This window comes from Flavobacterium hungaricum, from assembly GCF_015182285.1.
Classification (GTDB): domain Bacteria; phylum Bacteroidota; class Bacteroidia; order Flavobacteriales; family Flavobacteriaceae; genus Flavobacterium; species Flavobacterium hungaricum.
In genome coordinates, this window is sequence record NZ_PRDM01000006.1 from 386,567 (window position 1) to 404,216 (window position 17,650).

General features: G+C 33.3%; 16 protein-coding genes. 10 read left to right on the top strand and 6 right to left on the bottom strand.

The window, feature by feature from the left end; genetic code table 11:
* Positions 1-82: 82 nt before the first annotated feature.
* Complete coding sequence (locus C4F50_RS23800) at positions 83-643, bottom strand: porin family protein (protein ID WP_194141125.1); 561 nt, start codon at positions 641-643, stop codon at positions 83-85.
* A 279-nt stretch (positions 644-922) separates the two neighbouring features.
* Here C4F50_RS23800 and C4F50_RS23805 point away from each other — a divergent pair, with 279 nt between their 5' ends.
* From C4F50_RS23805 to C4F50_RS23820, 4 genes are all read left to right on the top strand, one after another.
* Positions 923-1,537, top strand: a complete 615-nt coding sequence (locus C4F50_RS23805; protein ID WP_194141126.1) for a porin family protein — start codon at positions 923-925, stop codon at positions 1,535-1,537.
* A gap of 302 nt (positions 1,538-1,839) precedes the next feature.
* The gene (locus C4F50_RS23810) at positions 1,840-2,421 is read left to right on the top strand and encodes a porin family protein (protein ID WP_194141127.1); all 582 of its coding nucleotides are present in this window, start codon (positions 1,840-1,842) and stop codon (positions 2,419-2,421) included.
* Positions 2,422-2,502: 81 nt separating this feature from the next.
* Positions 2,503-3,399 (top strand): site-specific tyrosine recombinase XerD, encoded by an 897-nt coding sequence (gene xerD / locus C4F50_RS23815; protein WP_194141128.1) that lies wholly within the window; start codon positions 2,503-2,505, stop codon positions 3,397-3,399.
* A 149-nt stretch (positions 3,400-3,548) separates the two neighbouring features.
* Positions 3,549-5,069 (top strand): sensor histidine kinase, encoded by a 1,521-nt coding sequence (locus C4F50_RS23820; RefSeq protein ID WP_194141129.1) that lies wholly within the window; start codon positions 3,549-3,551, stop codon positions 5,067-5,069.
* Positions 5,070-5,154: 85 nt separating this feature from the next.
* On the opposite strand, the gene rny is transcribed toward C4F50_RS23820, so the two are convergent.
* The 3 genes from rny to C4F50_RS23835 form a co-directional block, all read right to left on the bottom strand.
* Complete coding sequence (gene rny / locus C4F50_RS23825) at positions 5,155-6,714, bottom strand: ribonuclease Y (RefSeq protein ID WP_194141130.1); 1,560 nt, start codon at positions 6,712-6,714, stop codon at positions 5,155-5,157.
* A gap of 209 nt (positions 6,715-6,923) precedes the next feature.
* Complete coding sequence (locus tag C4F50_RS23830) at positions 6,924-7,217, bottom strand: cell division protein ZapA (protein WP_194141131.1); 294 nt, start codon at positions 7,215-7,217, stop codon at positions 6,924-6,926.
* A 4-nt stretch (positions 7,218-7,221) separates the two neighbouring features.
* Complete coding sequence (locus C4F50_RS23835) at positions 7,222-7,512, bottom strand: hypothetical protein (RefSeq protein WP_194141132.1); 291 nt, start codon at positions 7,510-7,512, stop codon at positions 7,222-7,224.
* A 180-nt stretch (positions 7,513-7,692) separates the two neighbouring features.
* Here C4F50_RS23835 and C4F50_RS23840 point away from each other — a divergent pair, with 180 nt between their 5' ends.
* From C4F50_RS23840 to C4F50_RS23865, 6 genes are read left to right on the top strand one after another with little or no spacing between them, the layout of a single operon-like run.
* Positions 7,693-9,375: a M23 family metallopeptidase gene (locus C4F50_RS23840; protein WP_194141133.1), complete on the top strand. Its 1,683-nt coding sequence runs from the start codon at positions 7,693-7,695 to the stop codon at positions 9,373-9,375.
* Positions 9,376-9,386: 11 nt separating this feature from the next.
* Positions 9,387-11,855 (top strand): TonB-dependent receptor, encoded by a 2,469-nt coding sequence (locus tag C4F50_RS23845; RefSeq protein WP_194141134.1) that lies wholly within the window; start codon positions 9,387-9,389, stop codon positions 11,853-11,855.
* A complete protein-coding gene (locus tag C4F50_RS23850; protein WP_194141135.1) occupies positions 11,852-12,493 on the top strand; it encodes a hypothetical protein in 642 nt (213 codons plus the stop codon). The genes C4F50_RS23845 and C4F50_RS23850 overlap by 4 nt, the downstream gene beginning before the upstream one ends.
* The gene (locus C4F50_RS23855) at positions 12,490-13,152 is read left to right on the top strand and encodes a hypothetical protein (RefSeq protein WP_194141136.1); all 663 of its coding nucleotides are present in this window, start codon (positions 12,490-12,492) and stop codon (positions 13,150-13,152) included. Before C4F50_RS23850 ends, C4F50_RS23855 begins: the two co-directional genes overlap by 4 nt.
* A complete protein-coding gene (locus tag C4F50_RS23860; RefSeq protein ID WP_194141137.1) occupies positions 13,149-13,802 on the top strand; it encodes a hypothetical protein in 654 nt (217 codons plus the stop codon). Before C4F50_RS23855 ends, C4F50_RS23860 begins: the two co-directional genes overlap by 4 nt.
* Before the next feature lie 22 nt (positions 13,803-13,824).
* Positions 13,825-14,547, top strand: coding sequence for a CREC-EF hand family protein (locus C4F50_RS23865; RefSeq protein ID WP_194141138.1), 723 nt, complete (start codon positions 13,825-13,827; stop codon positions 14,545-14,547).
* Between the two features lie 228 nt (positions 14,548-14,775).
* Here C4F50_RS23865 and C4F50_RS23870 read toward each other — a convergent pair whose 3' ends face one another.
* Entirely contained in the window at positions 14,776-15,477 is a 702-nt protein-coding gene (locus tag C4F50_RS23870; RefSeq protein ID WP_194141139.1) for a DUF2971 domain-containing protein, read from the bottom strand.
* A gap of 115 nt (positions 15,478-15,592) precedes the next feature.
* The gene (locus tag C4F50_RS23875; RefSeq protein ID WP_194141140.1) at positions 15,593-17,422 is read right to left on the bottom strand and encodes an ABC transporter ATP-binding protein; all 1,830 of its coding nucleotides are present in this window, start codon (positions 17,420-17,422) and stop codon (positions 15,593-15,595) included.
* Positions 17,423-17,650: the final 228 nt, after the last annotated feature.

Consider the following 17,650-nt stretch of genomic DNA (forward strand, 5'->3'; position numbering starts at 1 on the left):
GAAAATCATTTCACTAAAGTGTAAAAATAAAAAAACCGCTCCAATTAATAGAACGGTTTTTATAAAAGTATGTGATATTGTCTTAGAAAAGGAATCCAGCCGATAATTGTACTGTTGAGTTTTTAACATCTGCATTTTTTGATGCTTCTGTCAAACCTAAACCGTAACGTCCTTGAATAAAAAAGTTTTTAGTGATCTTAAATCCTAATCCTGCATTAAGTCCAAATTCAAAAGTTTCGGCGTCTTTTACATCAAATTCGTTTCTTTCGCTTACTAAGAAGGAAGCCTGCGGACCAACTTCAAGACTAAAGGAATCAGTTAAATAAAATTTAGCCATTACAGGGATAGAGATATAACCCAATTCGTTTTTAAATTCGTTTATAGCATTTTTATAGGTTGCTCCTTGTGTAGAGTACAAAAGTTCTGGCTGTACAGAAAAGCGGTCTAAAAGTTTTAGCTCTGCAACCAATCCTGCATGAAAACTTGTAATTCCATCTTTATCAAAAGCTACATCCTGCATGTAAGCGTCTCCTGTCTGACTTGCAAAGTTCACCCCAGCTTTAACTCCGACTTGTAAAAATTGTGCTTGTACTGCCGCTGATGTTGCAATGAACAGAACAGCCGCTAAAATTATCTTTTTCATAAAAGTGTTTTTAAAAGTTTGGTATTTTTTAATGTCATTTACAATTCAAAACTACTTTATTAGTGATTTTATTGTTTTATAGTTTATGAAAAATAATTACTAAAATTCCCATTTTCAAAGGGTCTGAAAACCGCTAAAGCCTTTATTTTACTGGTTTATAATGAGTTATGCGTAAAAATTGATTTGGCTTATTTTAATACTTTTTAATCTTTAAGGGGGTATTTTTTAACAAGTACAGTTTTACTTTTGAGCCAATTATAATCAAATAAATTCATAACTATGAAAAAAATTATTTTAGCTGCTATTGCAGTATTGACATTCGGATGGGCAAATGCTCAAGAGGTTAAATTTGGAGTTAAAGGAAGTGTAAGTTTATCAAATTTTACTGGAGATGATAATGGATTTGATTGGAAATCAAAGGTTGGTTTTAATGCTGGGGGATTTGCAGAAATCAAATTTTCTGAAAAATTTGCTATTCAACCAGAGATTCTATATTCTTTACAAGGTGCAAAGACTAAATATGAAGATGGATATGCTAGCGATATTTATACGTATGATGAAAAATACAATTTATCGTATATCAATGTTCCAGTTATGTTTAAGTATTATGCAGCTGAAAAATTTAATATTGAAGTTGGTCCACAAATCGGGTTTTTAGTGTCAGCAAAATGTAAATATGAATACCTAAATGAATCTGAAACAGAAGATGTAAAAGACATTTTTAAATCTGTTGATTTTGGTTTAAACTTTGGTGCAGGATATGATATTTCAAAAAACATATCAGCTGGTGTACGATATAATTTAGGATTGTCAAATATTGCAAAAACTGAGGAAGGAAACGATTTTAAATTGCATAACAGCGGTTTCTCTTTATCAGTAGCATACAAATTCTAAGAATTATATTAAAGTTAATTTTTTTTAATTGCCCTTCTCATGCTAGAAGGGCTTTTTTTGTAATGAAAGATGGCACTTAATATAGGATTCAATTGTACGTTTTATTTTTTTATCAGCGTAATAATCAAAAGCTTTTCTAAATTACAAAGGTCATTTTTTATTTTAATTATTTAACGTTAGATGTGTGCAACCTACTTGTTTTCTAATATTTACAACTTTATTTGTTAAAATGCAAATATTTTTTTAATAAGTATAAGTTTATATTTGAGGGTAAATTAATTTTAACCCTAAAACAAATTAGAATGAAAAAAATAATTTTAACTGCTATCGCAGTAATGGCGTTTGCATTTACAAATGCGCAGCAAACTAGATTTGGAGTAAAAGGAGGCCTTAACGTTTCAACATTGACAGGAGAATATGAAGACGATACAAAATCTTTAATTGGTTTTCATGTTGGAGGTTTTGCAGAAATTAAAGTTATTGAAAGATTAGCAATTCAGCCTGAGGTTTTATATTCTGCTCAAGGTGCTCGATTTGAGGATGTTTTAGGAAAATATGATGCTAAACTTAATTATCTTAATATTCCTGTATTAGCTAAATTCTATATCACAAAACAATTTACAGTTGAAGCTGGTCCACAAATTGGATTCTTATTATCTGCTAAAATTGATGGAGAGGATGCAAAAGATTTTTACAAATCTACCGACTTTGGATTTAATTTTGGGGCAGGGTATAATTTTACTGATAACTTCTCAGCTGGAGTTCGTTACACTGTAGGTCTTACAGGTATTTATGATAATAATAATGATGATGAGGATTTTGAGGATTATATAGACAGCTCAAAAAATGGTAATTTAGCAATTTTTGTAGCATATAAATTTTAATTTTCATCAAAAGAAAATATAAAAAACCTTCCTGAATTCAGGAAGGTTTTTTTGTTCCAAAAAATGATTTACTTTGTGAGTATGAATTGGAGTCGGTACATAAAAGATTATCAGTCTTATTTGAGAATTGAGCGAGGTTTGTCAAAAAATACAATCGAGAACTATGGTTTTGATATTGAGCGATTGTGTCTTTTTTTAGAAACCAATCAAATAGAAGTTTCGCCTGTAAAAATAACAGACGAGACGGTTCAGGAATTTATTTACACAGTATCCAAAGAAGTAAACCCAAGATCTCAGGCTAGAATAATTTCGGGACTCAAAAGTTTTTTTAATTACCTTGTTTTTGAGGATTATAGAAACGATAATCCGCTGGAGCTGATAGAATCTCCAAAAACAGGACGTAAACTTCCTGATACTTTGGTTGTAGAAGAAATTGATGCGTTGATAGAAGCTATTGATTTAAGTACGAACGAAGGCGAAAGAAACCGTGCTATGTTGGAAACTTTGTACGGATGCGGACTACGTGTTTCTGAATTGATTTCGCTTAAAATTTCGGATTTGTTTTTTGAAGAAGGTTTTATAAAAATTACCGGAAAAGGAAATAAAGAACGTTTTGTTCCGATAGGCAGGCTTACGCAAAAATATATCGAATTGTATAAAAATGAAATTAGACCTAATGTTAATGTAAAAAAAGGATGTGAAGATACCTTGTTTTTAAACCGAAGAGGAAATCAATTGACCCGTGCCATGATTTTTACTATTATAAAAGATTTAGCCGTAAAAATTGGTTTGAAAAAAAATATAAGCCCGCATACACTTCGACATTCTTTTGCAACTCACTTATTAGAAAATGGAGCAGATTTGCGTTCCATTCAATTAATGCTTGGACACGAGTCAATTACAACAACAGAAATCTACGTGCATCTGGATCGTCGATTTTTAAAAGAAATTATGAACAGTTTTCATCCAAGAAGATAGATTTACAAAGTAAATCAAGAATACTATTGCTAAAATTGATATATTGTGTTAAATTTTTGTTTTAATTAGAATAAAATAAAGATTATCACGTTTGTTTTGTTTGTTTTTTAAGGGAAAGTTTTAAGATTTATCTAATAAAAAAGGGGCGTATGTATTTTGATCTGTATGGAAATGATGATTGCTTAGAGGTGAATAAATTTTACCGAAAACTGCTGGCCGAAATGCCTGACTTACTTTTTCAGTTTGTCATAGATCCCAATAATAATTATTCTTTTCCTCTTGTTAGTAAATCTGTAGATGAAATATTTGAGCTCTCCCTTGAGGAATTTAGAGACGATATTAAATTTATAATTTACGATCGGATTTTACCTCAGGATCGTGAATTGTTTTTTCAATCTTTGGTTAAAGCCAGAAAAGAAATCAAAACTTGGGAAATAGAATTTAGAGCATTGCTGCCCAAAAAGGGAATCCGTTGGTTTAGAGTCTGTTCTAAAACAGAATCGCTTCCAACAGGTGATGTTGTTTTTTATGGACATGTTTCTGATATAACCGAACTGAAAGATAAAGAAGAAAAACTCCGTATTTCTGAAGAACGATTTCAATTTGCGCTCGATGCCTCTACCACCGGCGTATGGGATTGGGATCTGGTAACAAACCGTGTTTTTTATTCGTCATTATCGCTTAGGATTTTAGAATTAGAATCGACTGATATTTTTGACGATCCGGAGCGCTGGGATAAAATCGTGCATCCAGATGATCTGCCAAAATACTATTCTGATATACAAGAACACTTTGATAATGAGATTCCGTATTACGAAAATTACCACCGTGTAATGACTTCCAGCGGTAATTACAAATGGATATTAGATCGGGGTAAAGTAATCAAGCGTGATGAAAACGGAAAGCCATTGCGTGTTATTGGTACGCATACCGATGTTTCGCTGCAGAAAGAAAAAGAATTGGATCTTTTAAAGACCATGAAATTGTACAGTGATCAAAACAGCCGCCTGCTTAATTTCTCGCATATTGTCTCGCATAATTTGAATACTCAGGCAGGTAATATAAAGTCTATTTTGGATTTTATTGATGCAGATGCACACAAAGAAACACTGCCCGAAATGTTAGAACATTTGAGAACTGTTTCTAATGACTTAAATGAAACTATTTCAAATTTAACTCAAATTGTCAAAACACAAAGTAATATCAATATTGCTGTAGAACAACTTAAGCTGTCTGAGTATATCGAAAAAACTATTTTGGTGATAAAAGGCTATGATAAACAGCGAAACGTGACTATTGTAAACAATGTACCTCAATATTTGACTATTAATTTTAATCCGGCTTATCTAGAAAGTGTTTTGCTGAATTTTACAACCAACGCAATTAAGTATGCGCATCCGGATCGAGATCCTGTCATAACTTTTGATTTTGCGATTGAACCCGAGGGCTATAAATCACTCAAAATTACAGATAATGGTTTGGGGATTGATTTGAAAACGTATGGAGATCTGCTTTTCGGAATGTATAAAACGTTTCACAGGCATGAAGAAGCCCGCGGGATTGGGCTGTATATTACCAGAAATCAAATTGAGGCGATGAAAGGTACTGTTGAAGTTGAAAGCGAAGTTGGGGTAGGGACTAGTTTTAAAATTATTTTTAATGATATGTAACTTTCATAAATAGAGAAAAAGAATTATTTATATAAAAAAGAAAGGCTGTCAATTGACAGCCTTTCTTTTTTATGTTTAGAGGAGATTACTTGGCAATATTAACTGCTCTTGTTTCTCTGATTACAGTAACTTTTACCTGTCCAGGATACGTCATTTCTGTTTGTATTTTTTGAGAAATTTCGAATGATAAGTTTGCAGCATTATCATCAGAAACTTTTTCGCTTTCTACAATAACACGAAGTTCTCTACCTGCTTGAATAGCGTAAGCATTTTTCACACCGCTGAATCCGTAAGCTACATCTTCTAGATCTTTTAAACGCTGAATGTAAGAGTCTAAAACCTGACGTCTAGCACCTGGTCTTGCTCCAGAAATAGCATCACAAACCTGGATAATTGGTGATAAAAGCGATTTCATTTCAATCTCATCGTGGTGTGCTCCAATTGCGTTGCAAACCTCTTCTTTCTCACCATACTTTTCAGCCCATTGCATTCCTAAAAGTGCGTGAGGCAGGTCACTTTCTGTATCTGGCACTTTTCCGATATCGTGAAGTAAACCAGCTCTTTTGGCTAATTTTACATTCAGTCCTAATTCAGCAGCCATAATACCGCAAAGTTTAGAAACTTCTCTAGAGTGCTGTAATAAATTTTGTCCGTAAGAAGAACGGTATTTCATTCTACCTACTACTTTTATCAATTCAGGATGTAAACCGTGAATTCCTAAGTCAATAACAGTACGTTTACCAACCTCTATAATTTCGTCGTCAATTTGTTTGGTTGTTTTGGCTACAACTTCTTCAATTCTTGCCGGGTGGATACGTCCGTCAGTTACCAATTTGTGTAAAGACAAACGAGCAATTTCTCTACGAACCGGATCAAAACAAGAAAGGATAATTGCTTCTGGTGTATCATCAACAATGATTTCAACTCCAGTTGCAGCTTCAAGAGCTCTAATATTACGTCCTTCACGACCAATAATACGGCCTTTTACATCGTCAGATTCAATGTTGAATACAGAAACGCAATTTTCAACTGCTTCTTCTGTTCCAACTCTTTGAATGGTGTTAATGATGATTTTCTTAGCTTCCTGTTGCGCCGTAAGTTTAGCCTCTTCAATAGTTTCCTGAATGTGAGACATGGCTTTGGTTTTAGCTTCAGCTTTTAAACCTTCTACCAATTGTTCTTTAGCTTCTTCTGCAGAAAGACCAGAGATTACTTCTAATTGTTGTAACTGGCTTTTGTGAAGTTTGTCAACTTCAGCTTGTTTTTTATCTAAAACTTCGATTTTATTATTGTATTCAGCTGTTTTAGCTTCAAAATCGTCGTTTACTTTTTTAGCTTTTGATAATTCGTTAGAAACTTGAGATTCTTTATCGCGTACACGTTTTTCTACTTCAGCAACTTTCTTATCGCGTGCCAAAATAACTTGTTCGTGTTCAGATTTTAGTTCAATAAAACGCTCTTTTGCTTGAAGAATTTTATCTTTTTTAATATTTTCAGCTTCCAGATTAGCGTCTTTTAAAATAGATGCAGCTTCCTTTTTAGCGTTTTTGATTAAGTTTGAAATATTACTTTTCTCGATAATTTTAGCTATTGCAAAACCTGCTGCAATACCTACAATACCAATAATGATCGTTATGATGTCCATGTTTGTTAGGGTTTATATATAAAAAAAGCCTACATTAATTGCTTGAATAAACTCGTAAAGACAAGTTTTGAGCTAACTCACTGTTCAAGTTTCCCAGCCAGAAGGAGGGCATACTATAGTAGCGACGATTTGCTCATTCTAAATTGTTAGTGTTGAGTTTACCAATTGTGAACTAATGTAGGCAGTATCTTAGTTTCTGTAAAGAACGTTTAATTTTCGAGATATTGATCTAAAAGCAGATTTAATTTTTTAATTCGTTCAATAGTTTCATCTCCATCGATTGCGTTGTCAATTTGTTTTTGTTCTACTTGTGATGCAAATTGCAAGGCGCACATAGCTAAAACATCTTGTTTGTCACGAACGGCATAATTCTCTTCGAATTGTTTGATCATCACATCAATTTTTTTAGAAGCACTTCTAAGTCCTTCTTCTTGAGCAGGTTCAACCGTTAACGGGTAAACGCGGTCTGCGATTGATATTTTGATTCTTAGCTTTCCGTCCATGTTGTTAATCTGATAGTTGTGCTATACAGTGATCAATTTCGCGAATTAATGTATTTATTTTAAGCTTTGTCTCTCTTTTGTTGTTGTCGCTGCCAAGTAACGAATTAGCGATTTTAAGTGTCTCATATTGCTTCTTCAAAGCTTCCATTTCTTCAGATTGTTTCTGGATAATTTGCGCAGCTTTGGCTAATTCTAATCGTAATACCTGATTGTTGTTCTCCAAACTTTTTGATTTTTCAAAAAGCTTTTCGACTTTATATTCAAGAGTATCAATTATTTCGGCAATTACACTCATTATAAATCCTTTTCATTACTTAATCATACAAAGTTAGTATTCCTTTTTATTAATGCAATATTTTCTCTATTTTTTTGCGTTAAAAATAATCAATTTAATGAATTTCAGTTAATTGTGTTTTTACGTAAATATTACTCGGTTTTACCCTGTTAATTTTTTATCTTAGCAAAAATGTTGTTTATGAGATTTTCTGTCCTTACCCTTTTGATTTGTAATTTTATTTTTGCCCAGACGCAATATCCCAAAGATTATTTTAGACCACCCTTAGATATTCCGATGCAGCTTTCGGGCAATTTTGGAGAATTAAGACCCAATCATTTTCATGCTGGTTTTGATTTAAAAACCAATCAAAGAGAAGGCTTAAACGTGTACGCAGTTGCCGATGGTTATGTCTCAAGAATTAAAATTTCGACTTTTGGAAACGGAAAATGCATCTACATCACACACCCAAATGGTTATACCTCGGTTTATGGACATTTGCAGACTCCAGTCGGGCCAATTTTAGATTATGTAAAAAATACGCATTATAAAGAGAAAGCCTATGAGATTGAAATGTTTCTAAAACCAGATGAACTGCCGGTTACTAAAGGCCAGATTATCGGACTTTCTGGAAATACGGGTTCGTCAGAAGGGCCTCACCTTCATTTCGAATTTCGTGATACCAAAACCGAGTTTGTTATAAATCCGATGTTTTTTGGTTTTGATAAAGAATTAAAAGATACCAAAAAGCCAACTATTTCCAGTTTGTATGTTTATCCGATAGATAATGCTACGGTAAATCTCTCTAAGCAGCCCTTGATGTTAAATCTTGCGCTTCAAAAAGACGGAACTTATCTGGCATCGAAAGTTAAAGCTAATGGTAAAATTGGTTTTGGGATAAACGCTGTTGATACCGATGATGTTTCGCATAATAAAAACGGTGTTTTTAATGTTTCGACTTTTTTAAACGGAAATCAAAATTACAATTACCAGTTTAATACCTATTCTTTTGATGAAATGCGATACATCAATGCTTTTATTGATTATGCCAGATATAAAAAAAGCAGTCAGCGTGTGCAGAAGCTTTTTATGAAAACGCCTTTTGCATTGAGTATCATCAAAACAGATTCGCTGCGCGGTATTGTAAAAGCAGAACCGAATCTGGCATCTACTTACAGAATTGAGGTTTCGGATTATTTCGGAAATTTAAATTCGATAAATGTACCTGTGGAGTTTGATGCCGCAACACCAATTGTAGAAGCTGCACCCAGCACATCAAAATATTTTATAAAAGCCAATAAAGATTCTAATTTTGAAAAAGGAAATATGTCGGTGTTTTTTCCAGCTGGAACTTTTTACGAAGATTTTAATTTGAATTTTGATGTTAGAAATAATAAAATCTATATTCACGACGATACCGTTCCAGTCCATTCTAATTTTACCATTACGATAAAAGACACACTTTATCCAGAATCATTAAGAGAAAAAGTTTATATCGGAAAAGGCACTAGTTATTACGGAACTTTGAGAAAAGGAGATGTTTTTACCGCAAAATCAAAAGTATTGGGGCAATACGGTTTGGTGTTAGATACCATTGCACCAGTTATAAAAATCGCAAAACCAGTTGAAGGCAAATGGATTAGTGATCAAAAGAAAATTGAGCTTACCATTGGAGATTCATTGTCTGGAATAAAATCGTACAACGGATATTTAAACGGAAGCTGGGTATTATTTGAGTATGAAAATAAAACCAGAAAAATTACACACACTTTTGATGACCAATATTTGACTGAAGGCGAAAACTTTTTAAAAGTAGAAGTTGTTGATAATGTAGGAAATACTGCTATCTTTGAAACTCATTTTTTTAGAAGTCAACAAAAATAAATTCCAAATCCTTGAATTGTAATAGGTTTATATTCGCTTTTCTATTTTTATTTTTCAGCTGTATCACATTAGCTCAAAACGCGCGTATCAAAGGTATCATCGTCGATTCGGAAAAACATACTGTTGCAAATGTGAACGTATCTTTGCAGGGGAAAACCGTTCAGTCTGATGCTGATGGTTTTTTTGAAATTGAAGTTCCGGCAAACAAAAAAGTTTCCTTGATTTTTACGCACGTTTCTCTAAAAATGATGAGTTTGACAGTGACATTAAAACCAAACGAAATTTTTGTTTTTAATCCTGTAATGAACAATTCTGAAGAACAAATGGGGGAAGTTTTTGTTTCGTCTCGCAATAAAAAACGAGTTCAGGGTATTACAACTATAGATCCTGCAACAATAAAAAGGATTCCGGGAGCCAATGCAGGAATAGAGAATATTTTAAAAACCCTGCCGGGAGTAAATTCGAACAACGAATTCAGTACACAATACATGGTTCGAGGCGGAAATTATGACGAAAACTTAGTCTATGTAAATGAAGTCGAAGTTTATCGTCCGTTTTTAATTCGATCGGGCCAGCAGGAGGGCTTGAGTTTTACCAATACCGATTTAGTGCAGAACGTAGATTTTTCTGCAGGCGGTTTTCAGGCAAAATTTGGTGATAAATTATCGTCTGTTTTAGATATTACCTATAGAAAACCAACAGAATTTGGAGCTTCACTTGAAGCCAGTTTTTTGGGAGCAAGCGCTTCTGTAGATTTGGTTTCAAAAAACAAAAAATGGTCTGCCGTAACCGGAGTTCGTTATAGAAATAACAGCTTATTGGTAAACAGTCAAGATACACAAACTAATTATACGCCGACTTTTGTAGACGCTCAGACAAGTGTCAACTATGATATTTCTGAAAAATGGCAGATGAGTTTTCTGGGCAATATTTCGCAGAACAAATATTTGTATGGGCCATTAACGCGCGAAACAAAATTCGGAACAATTGACCAGCCGATGGCACTGGCGATTTATTATGAGGGACAGGAAAAAGACCAATACGACACTTATTTTGGAGCCCTTAAAACAACTTACAGAGCAGCTCCCGATCTTACCTTAAAATTAATCACTTCTTTATTTCATACTACAGAAAAAGAGCATTTTGATATCTTGGCGCAATACCGTCTCGGAAATGCCAATGCAGACGAAGCAACAAGTATAGAAGATGTAGAATTTACCCGCGGTATTGGTTCGCAGTTAAATCATGCTCGAAACGATTTAGATGCTTTAATTGCTAATATCGAATTGAAAGGTTTTAAGGATTGGAAAGAAAGCCAGTTAGAATTTGGTTTAAAATATACTAGAGAATCTATTCGCGATCGCGTGGTAGAATGGGAGGTAATCGACTCGGCGGGATTTTCAATTAATCCGCCAATTGTGATTATTCCTAAAAATAATCAGCCTTACGAACCTTATACGGGACCGCTTTTACCGTATCAAAATGTTCGTGCTGCAAATTTTAATACTATCAATCGATTTTCAGGTTACGCACAATGGAATAAACAGTCTGATTTAGGTTCCAGTCAGATTTGGTATTCTTTGGGAGTGCGTTTTCAAAGCTGGAATGTTTCTGGAGCGGCAGAAGAAGGAAAAATGCAAACTGTGGTAAGTCCGAGAGGACAGTTTGCCATTAAACCAGATTGGGAGAAAGATGTGGTTTTTAGGCTTTCAGGCGGATTGTATTACCAGCCTCCGTTTTATAGAGAACTTCGGGATTTGGATGGAGAAGTAAATCCAAATGTAAAAGCGCAGCAATCTATAAATGTGGTTTTAGGAAATGATTATAACTTCAAAATGTGGAACCGCCCGTTTAAATGGGTAACCGAAATCTATTATAAATCGCTTTCTGATGTTAATGTCTATTCTATAGATAATGTCCGAATTCGTTACATGGCCAATAATAATGCAAAAGCATACGCGCAAGGTTTGGATTTTAGACTGAACGGAGAATTTGTTCCCGGAACCGAATCTTGGGTTAGTTTTGGGTATTTGAAAACCGAAGAAAATTATGAAGACAAAGGGTATATCGCCAGACCGACAGATCAGCGTTTGAAGTTTGCAATGTTGTTTCAGGATTATATGCCCAACATACCGAGTGTAAAAGTATATCTGAATTTAGTTTACAATACCGGACTTCCGGGTGGGGCTCCAGCTTATTCTGATCCTTATTTGTATCAAAACCGATTAAAAGATTACCGTCGTGCCGATATTGGTTTTTCAAAAGTCTTTATCGACGCGAGTACCAGAACGGCAAAAAAAGCCAATTGGCTTAAAAACTTTAAAGAATTGGCAGTAGGTGTTGAGATTTTTAATTTGTTTAATAATCAAAACGCGATTACCAATACTTGGGTGCGCGACGTTTACTCAAAAAGCCAATATGCAATTCCGAATTATATGACTTCGAGGGTTTTTAATATCAAGCTGAACGCGAGATTATGATCGAAAAACAAAAAAAAAGAAAGCGGCTTTTTTACGTGCCAGGAATGATTTCTCTGGTTTTGATTCCTTTGTTTTGTTTGTATCATTTTTATAAAATTGATGCTTTTAAGGTTTACAGCTCTATTAGTGTTTCATTTCCAAGCAAAGAAGGAGATATTAAAAAAGAGGGAATTGAAAAAATACGGAAATATAAATTGTTTCGATTTAATAGTGAAAAATCTAAAGAAAAGAGTCAATTAAAGGAACTGCGTTTTTTTGTTCGGGATTTATATAAAAAATACGACACGATTAATGGTGCTAAAGTTCACGTCGGTGCAAAAGTGGATTATGATACTTATGTTGAAATCATAAATATTGCTTTAGAAGAAACCGAGGCCAACTGGGTGCAATTTGATAACGATATGTATATCTTGGGTAGGACCAAACCCAAAAAAACATATTCGGGAAAAATACATTTAATAACATGCGGTTATGAAGCAGTTAATAAGGAATATTTTTTAGAACAAGAACGAAAAGCACAACTAGAACGCAATATCGCTTTGCTAAAAAAGAACTGGATTTTATTTTTAGGTTATTTCTGTCTCTCTATTGTGAATATTTTTGCTTTAGTAAGACTAAATAGACATCGTTATTTATGACAAAAGAAAGAACAAAAAGAAGAAGAATTTTTTACGTTCCGGGAATGATTTCTTTGGTTTTGATTCCTTTGTTTTGTTTGTATCATTTTTATAAAGTGGATGCTTTCAAAGTTTATGGAAGTATTAATATTAGTATGCCATATGAGAAAGATTATTTTGCCAAGTATAAATTTGCGTCTCTAAGAGAATATAAAGTTTTTGATTTTAATGAAAATGAATCGAAAACAAAAGAGCAGCTTAAAAATGTAAGACTGTATTTGCAGAATTTAATAAAGGCTAGAGATACTATTAATGGAGTAAAATTACATTATGGTCCTAAAATGCACTATGAGACTTTTATTAAAACTATAGATATTTTAAATGAAGTGGAAGCTCCAGTTTGGGGAATAGATGGAAATGATGTTTACATTTTTGCCGCCAGAAACACACCAAAAAAAGTTAAAAAAGATACTACATATGTTCGTATGAATTGTGGTACAGGAGAATTAATGAGACAAGAAGCTTATTTTAAAGCCAAACAGAAGAAAGAAGATGAAGCCTTTCAATTTCAGGCTGCTTTTGTTAAAGAAAAATGGAAGTTTATTTCTTTAGGGTTTGTTGGGCTTGTACTTCTTAATGTTTTCGTTTTAGTAAAATTCAACAGACAGCGCTATTTATGACAAAAGAAAGAACAAAAAGAAGAAGAATTTTTTACGTTCTGGGAATGATTTCGCTGGTTTTAATTCCATTGTTTTGTTTGTATCATTTTTATAAAGTAAATGCTTTTAGAATTGAAGGAGCTATAAAGTTTTATAGTCCCCCAGATTCTGTTATGACCGAGAAGTTTTTAGCAGTCAAAAGAAATTATCGAATTATTGACTTTAATAATTCTTTAAATTTAGAACATAAAAAAATAAAAAACCTTCAATTTGCGTTAAGAAAATTAAATAAGGAGAATGATACCGTAAATGGAATTAAAATTCATTTGGATAAAAAAGCAAAGTACGAGGTTTATGTTAAGGTTTTAGAAATTCTTGAACTTGAAAAAATGCCATATTATATGCCGTACAAAGATGATTTTTTGGTTCTAATGATGCCTAAACCTAAAAAATCTAAAGTTAAGAATTTTGTATGTGGTCTTCAATACTTGGATATGAGTGAGGAAGATCTTTTGGAAGAAGAAAGAAAAAAACAATTTGAAAACATTATAGCATTAGTTAAGAATAACTTGATTTTGTTTTTAGGTTATTTAGGAATCGTTTTAATTAACATCTTCGCCCTAGTAAAATTCAATAAAAAAGAAAATTACAACCAAAAAGAGTATATTTGATAATCGAATAGAATTAATGTAAATGAAAAAGTATTTTAAATATATCGCTTTTGCTTCCATTGCTATGGCAGTAAGCTGTCGTGAAGAAGTTCAGAAACCAAAAGTAATTTATGATGCCAGTAACAAAACTAACGTTTCTGTAAAAGCTGATTCTTCACAGATTGAAATTGCAGATCTGCCGATTCAGATGGAAGGTACCAATTACCTGATTCATCCCGTTGGAGATTTGAGAGTTTACGAAAGAGGGGCAAAATCAAGATTTGGTTCGTCGAGCGTAAACGATGTGAGTTTTAATATTTCGAATTTAGGCGAATATGAAATCACAGGTTACCTTCATAATTTAAAATTCCAAAAAATAGATTCCGATTCTATAAAACCGCTTTCAGATAAACCTGTTTTGATCTTAACAGCAACTTATTTAAAAACCGTTGCAGATAGAACACAGAACAAAGTGATGGTGTACACGCTGACAGATTCTGATACCAATAAAGACGGAAAAATAGATACGGGTGATATTAAAACGTTGTATTTAAGTAATGTCAGTGGAGAGAATTTTACAAAAGTCTCAGCAGATCTTCAGGAATTAGTTGACTGGAGTTTGGTAGAATCTAAAAACCGTTTGTATTTTAGAACTATTGAAGATACCAACCAAAACGGTCAATTCGATAAAAATGACGTTTTACACTACAATTATATTGATCTCGCTTCTAAAAAATGGGAAGTTAAAAGTTATAAACCTATTTAAGGTTCTAAGGTGCTAAGGTTCTGAGATGCTAAGACTTTAGATATAAATGTAAAGCCTGTTAAAAAAAAACTTTTTTAACAGGCTTTATTATTTTTAGAATGAAAAAAATCTTTAATCGGCAGCTAAACAGACTCATTATCTGAGAACCTTAAAAACTTAGCGCCTCAGAACCTCAGAACCTCAGAACCTCAGAACCTCAGTACCTCAGAACCTCAGAACCTCAAACCCTCAGATCAAAATATCACTTTCCAAATCCGATTTTTCGATTTCAAAATCAAAGCCCAAACGTTGTACCAATTCGATGACGAGTTTTTTATACCAGTTTTCGGATTTAGGGTGAATGTAAATTTTTTCGATCAGCTGATTGATGTCTACATTGATTTTTAAACCGTCGTTTAATTTTAAATTGCTTTTTGAAGTATCCGTGAGAATACGTACTTCGCGCTCGTATTGAAAACTTTTTCGTTTGAATAAAAACGGAAAGAACAAATCATCAAACGGAATGTATTCTTTCTTGTAATCGATATAATTGACTTCGCCTATATATTGATCAAAGTTATTTTCGGGTTTTACGGCTTTCTGTAATCTGCTGATAGTAGACTGAATAGCGATTCCTTCGCTGTTTTGTGTAAAAATCTGCCACATCGCAAAAGATTCATATTCGTTAATGTGCCAGCTGCTTACGGCAACCTGCTCTCTTTGCGTTTTATAATATTGTAAAAACTCCGGATTATCCGCGGCCAATTTTTTGATCTCTTCGTAAGTCGGTTCGCTGAATGTACCTTCGTATTGATCCTCAAATTTATCAGACCGGGACATGAATAGTTTCTTCGAAAGTAATAAATCAAGAAATTTTGACAAGTCAAGATATTTCCAAACAATGGTATCGGGATCGTCTGGAAGATTTAGATTAGGGTTGTTAAGATACATTCCTGAAAGATTAATAACGAACCTAAAGTTATAAAAAATAAACACAGATTAAAGAAATTAAACAGAGTTTAATATTTCCTTAATCTGTGCCGATATTTAGGATTCGATTCGTTTTTTACGATTCAAAAGACTGCATAGTAACCAATTTATTATACATTCCGTTGCGTTCAATAAGTTCGTCGTGGGTTCCTTGTTCTACGATTTTTCCTTTTTGCATTACCACAATAACATCTGCTTTTTGAATTGTAGAAAGTCGGTGTGCAATTACGATTGAAGTTCTCTTCTGCATCATGTTGTCAAGCGCAACCTGTACAAATTTTTCGCTTTCTGTATCCAATGCCGATGTTGCTTCATCCAAAATCATAATTGGAGGGTTTTTTAATACCGCACGCGCAATAGATAAACGCTGCTTTTGTCCGCCAGAAAGTTTGTTACCGCTGTCTCCGATATTAGTATAAATTCCTTTCGGAAGATCTTTTACGAACTCGTATGCATTTGCAATTTTCAAAGCTTCGATAATTTCGTCGTCTGTTGCGTCTAGTTTTCCTAAAGAAATATTTGCTTTAATAGTATCATTAAACAAAATACTATCTTGAGTAACCAATCCCATTAAGCCGCGAAGAGAATGTAACGTCATGTCCTTGATGTTGATTCCGTCAATAGAAATTGTTCCTTCGTTTACATCATAAAAACGAGTCAATAAATTGGCAATTGTACTTTTTCCGCTTCCAGATTGCCCCACCAAAGCCACAGTTTGTCCTTTTTTAATTTGAAGAGAGAAATCTTTTAAAACATTTTCTTCTTCATATTTAAAGTTGATGTTTTGAATGTCGATATTGTGATCAAAAGAGTCTTTTTCAATTGCTTTTTCTTTATCCGTAATCGGATTTTCCTGCTCTAGAACTTCTAAGACGCGTTCTGCTGCTGCATTTCCTCTTTTTACTCCATAAGAAGCTTTAGAGATTGCTTTTGCAGGTGTAAGAATATTGTAAGCCAATCCCATATAGGCAATAAAAGAAGCGCCGTCAAGAGTTTTGTCAATCAAAACCATTTGACCGCCGTACCAAAGTAAAATGGCAATTACCGTAATTCCCATAAATTCACTGGCTGGTGAAGCTAAGTTTTGACGGTTTCCAATACTGTTTGATAATTTAAAAAATCTTTCGGTTGAATTCTGAAAAATGGTATTGAAATAATTTTCAGAATTATAACCTTTTACCACTTTTAATCCTCCAATGGTTTCTTCAATCGTAGAAAGAAAATGACCTTGTTCCTGTTGTGCTTTTGAAGATTGTTTTTTAAGCTGTTTTCCGATCAAAGAAATGATGTAGCCTGAAACCGGAATAAAAATAAATACAAACAAAGTAAGTTTTGGACTAATGAAAAGCATCGCTGCAATTGTAAAAACTATCGTTAATGGTTCCTTTACGATTAGCTCCAAAATAGCTAAAAACGATGTTTGTACCTCGTTTACGTCTGCGGAAATTCTGGAAATTACGTCTCCTTTTCTTTTTTCGGAATAAAATGCTAAAGGCAATTCCAGCGTTTTTTTATACATGGCGTTACGCATGTCTCTTAAAACTCCGTTTCTTAAAAAATTAATAAAAAACATGGCCAGATAATCTACCAGGTTTTTTAGTAAAAATATACTAATAATCACCGCTACCATGATTGATAGGGTACGGCCGACACCATATTCGTCTGTAGTATGGGTTACAAAGTAGCTTAAATAATTTTCTGCGTAAGTCTTAATGTGCAGCAATCCTTCGTAAACTGGCTTTACGGTATTTCTTTTAGTCTGATCAAATAAAACCTGTATCATAGGAATTAGTGACATAAAAGATAAAGTACTGAACAATGCATACAAAACATTAAAAAAGATGTTTAAGAACGCGTATTTTTTATATGGATATATAAAAGGAACTATTTTTTTAAAATTACTCATTTATTTTTTTGATATTGTTTTTCTTTGGGAAATGACTCTTTTGTGTATGCTGACACGTAATTTGTCATGTAAATTTTCATTGGACAAAATTAATCCAATTAGGGTATTTTCAATTTCTTTTTGCTTTTTTTTATAAAAAAAAACTCTGATTAGCATTTCGAGAATGTTAATCAGAGTTTAAAATATCGAAATTGTCAATTGCGGAAACATTGTTTCCGCAATTGTAAT

Bases quoted from the DNA above. Each gene is read 5' to 3' on its own strand.
- C4F50_RS23830 (WP_194141131.1), bottom strand. From the start codon at position 7,217: ATGGACGGAAAGCTAAGAATCAAAATATCAATCGCAGACCGCGTTTAC.
- C4F50_RS23860 (WP_194141137.1), top strand. From the start codon at position 13,149: ATGACAAAAGAAAGAACAAAAAGAAGAAGAATTTTTTACGTTCTGGGA.
- C4F50_RS23875 (WP_194141140.1), bottom strand. From the start codon at position 17,422: ATGAGTAATTTTAAAAAAATAGTTCCTTTTATATATCCATATAAAAAA.
- rny (WP_194141130.1), bottom strand. From the start codon at position 6,714: ATGGACATCATAACGATCATTATTGGTATTGTAGGTATTGCAGCAGGT.
- C4F50_RS23820 (WP_194141129.1), top strand. From the start codon at position 3,549: ATGTATTTTGATCTGTATGGAAATGATGATTGCTTAGAGGTGAATAAA.
- C4F50_RS23800 (WP_194141125.1), bottom strand. From the start codon at position 643: ATGAAAAAGATAATTTTAGCGGCTGTTCTGTTCATTGCAACATCAGCG.
- C4F50_RS23850 (WP_194141135.1), top strand. From the start codon at position 11,852: ATGATCGAAAAACAAAAAAAAAGAAAGCGGCTTTTTTACGTGCCAGGA.
- C4F50_RS23840 (WP_194141133.1), top strand. From the start codon at position 7,693: ATGAGATTTTCTGTCCTTACCCTTTTGATTTGTAATTTTATTTTTGCC.
- C4F50_RS23865 (WP_194141138.1), top strand. From the start codon at position 13,825: ATGAAAAAGTATTTTAAATATATCGCTTTTGCTTCCATTGCTATGGCA.
- C4F50_RS23810 (WP_194141127.1), top strand. From the start codon at position 1,840: ATGAAAAAAATAATTTTAACTGCTATCGCAGTAATGGCGTTTGCATTT.
- C4F50_RS23855 (WP_194141136.1), top strand. From the start codon at position 12,490: ATGACAAAAGAAAGAACAAAAAGAAGAAGAATTTTTTACGTTCCGGGA.
- C4F50_RS23835 (WP_194141132.1), bottom strand. From the start codon at position 7,512: ATGAGTGTAATTGCCGAAATAATTGATACTCTTGAATATAAAGTCGAA.
- C4F50_RS23870 (WP_194141139.1), bottom strand. From the start codon at position 15,477: ATGTATCTTAACAACCCTAATCTAAATCTTCCAGACGATCCCGATACC.
- xerD (WP_194141128.1), top strand. From the start codon at position 2,503: ATGAATTGGAGTCGGTACATAAAAGATTATCAGTCTTATTTGAGAATT.
- C4F50_RS23805 (WP_194141126.1), top strand. From the start codon at position 923: ATGAAAAAAATTATTTTAGCTGCTATTGCAGTATTGACATTCGGATGG.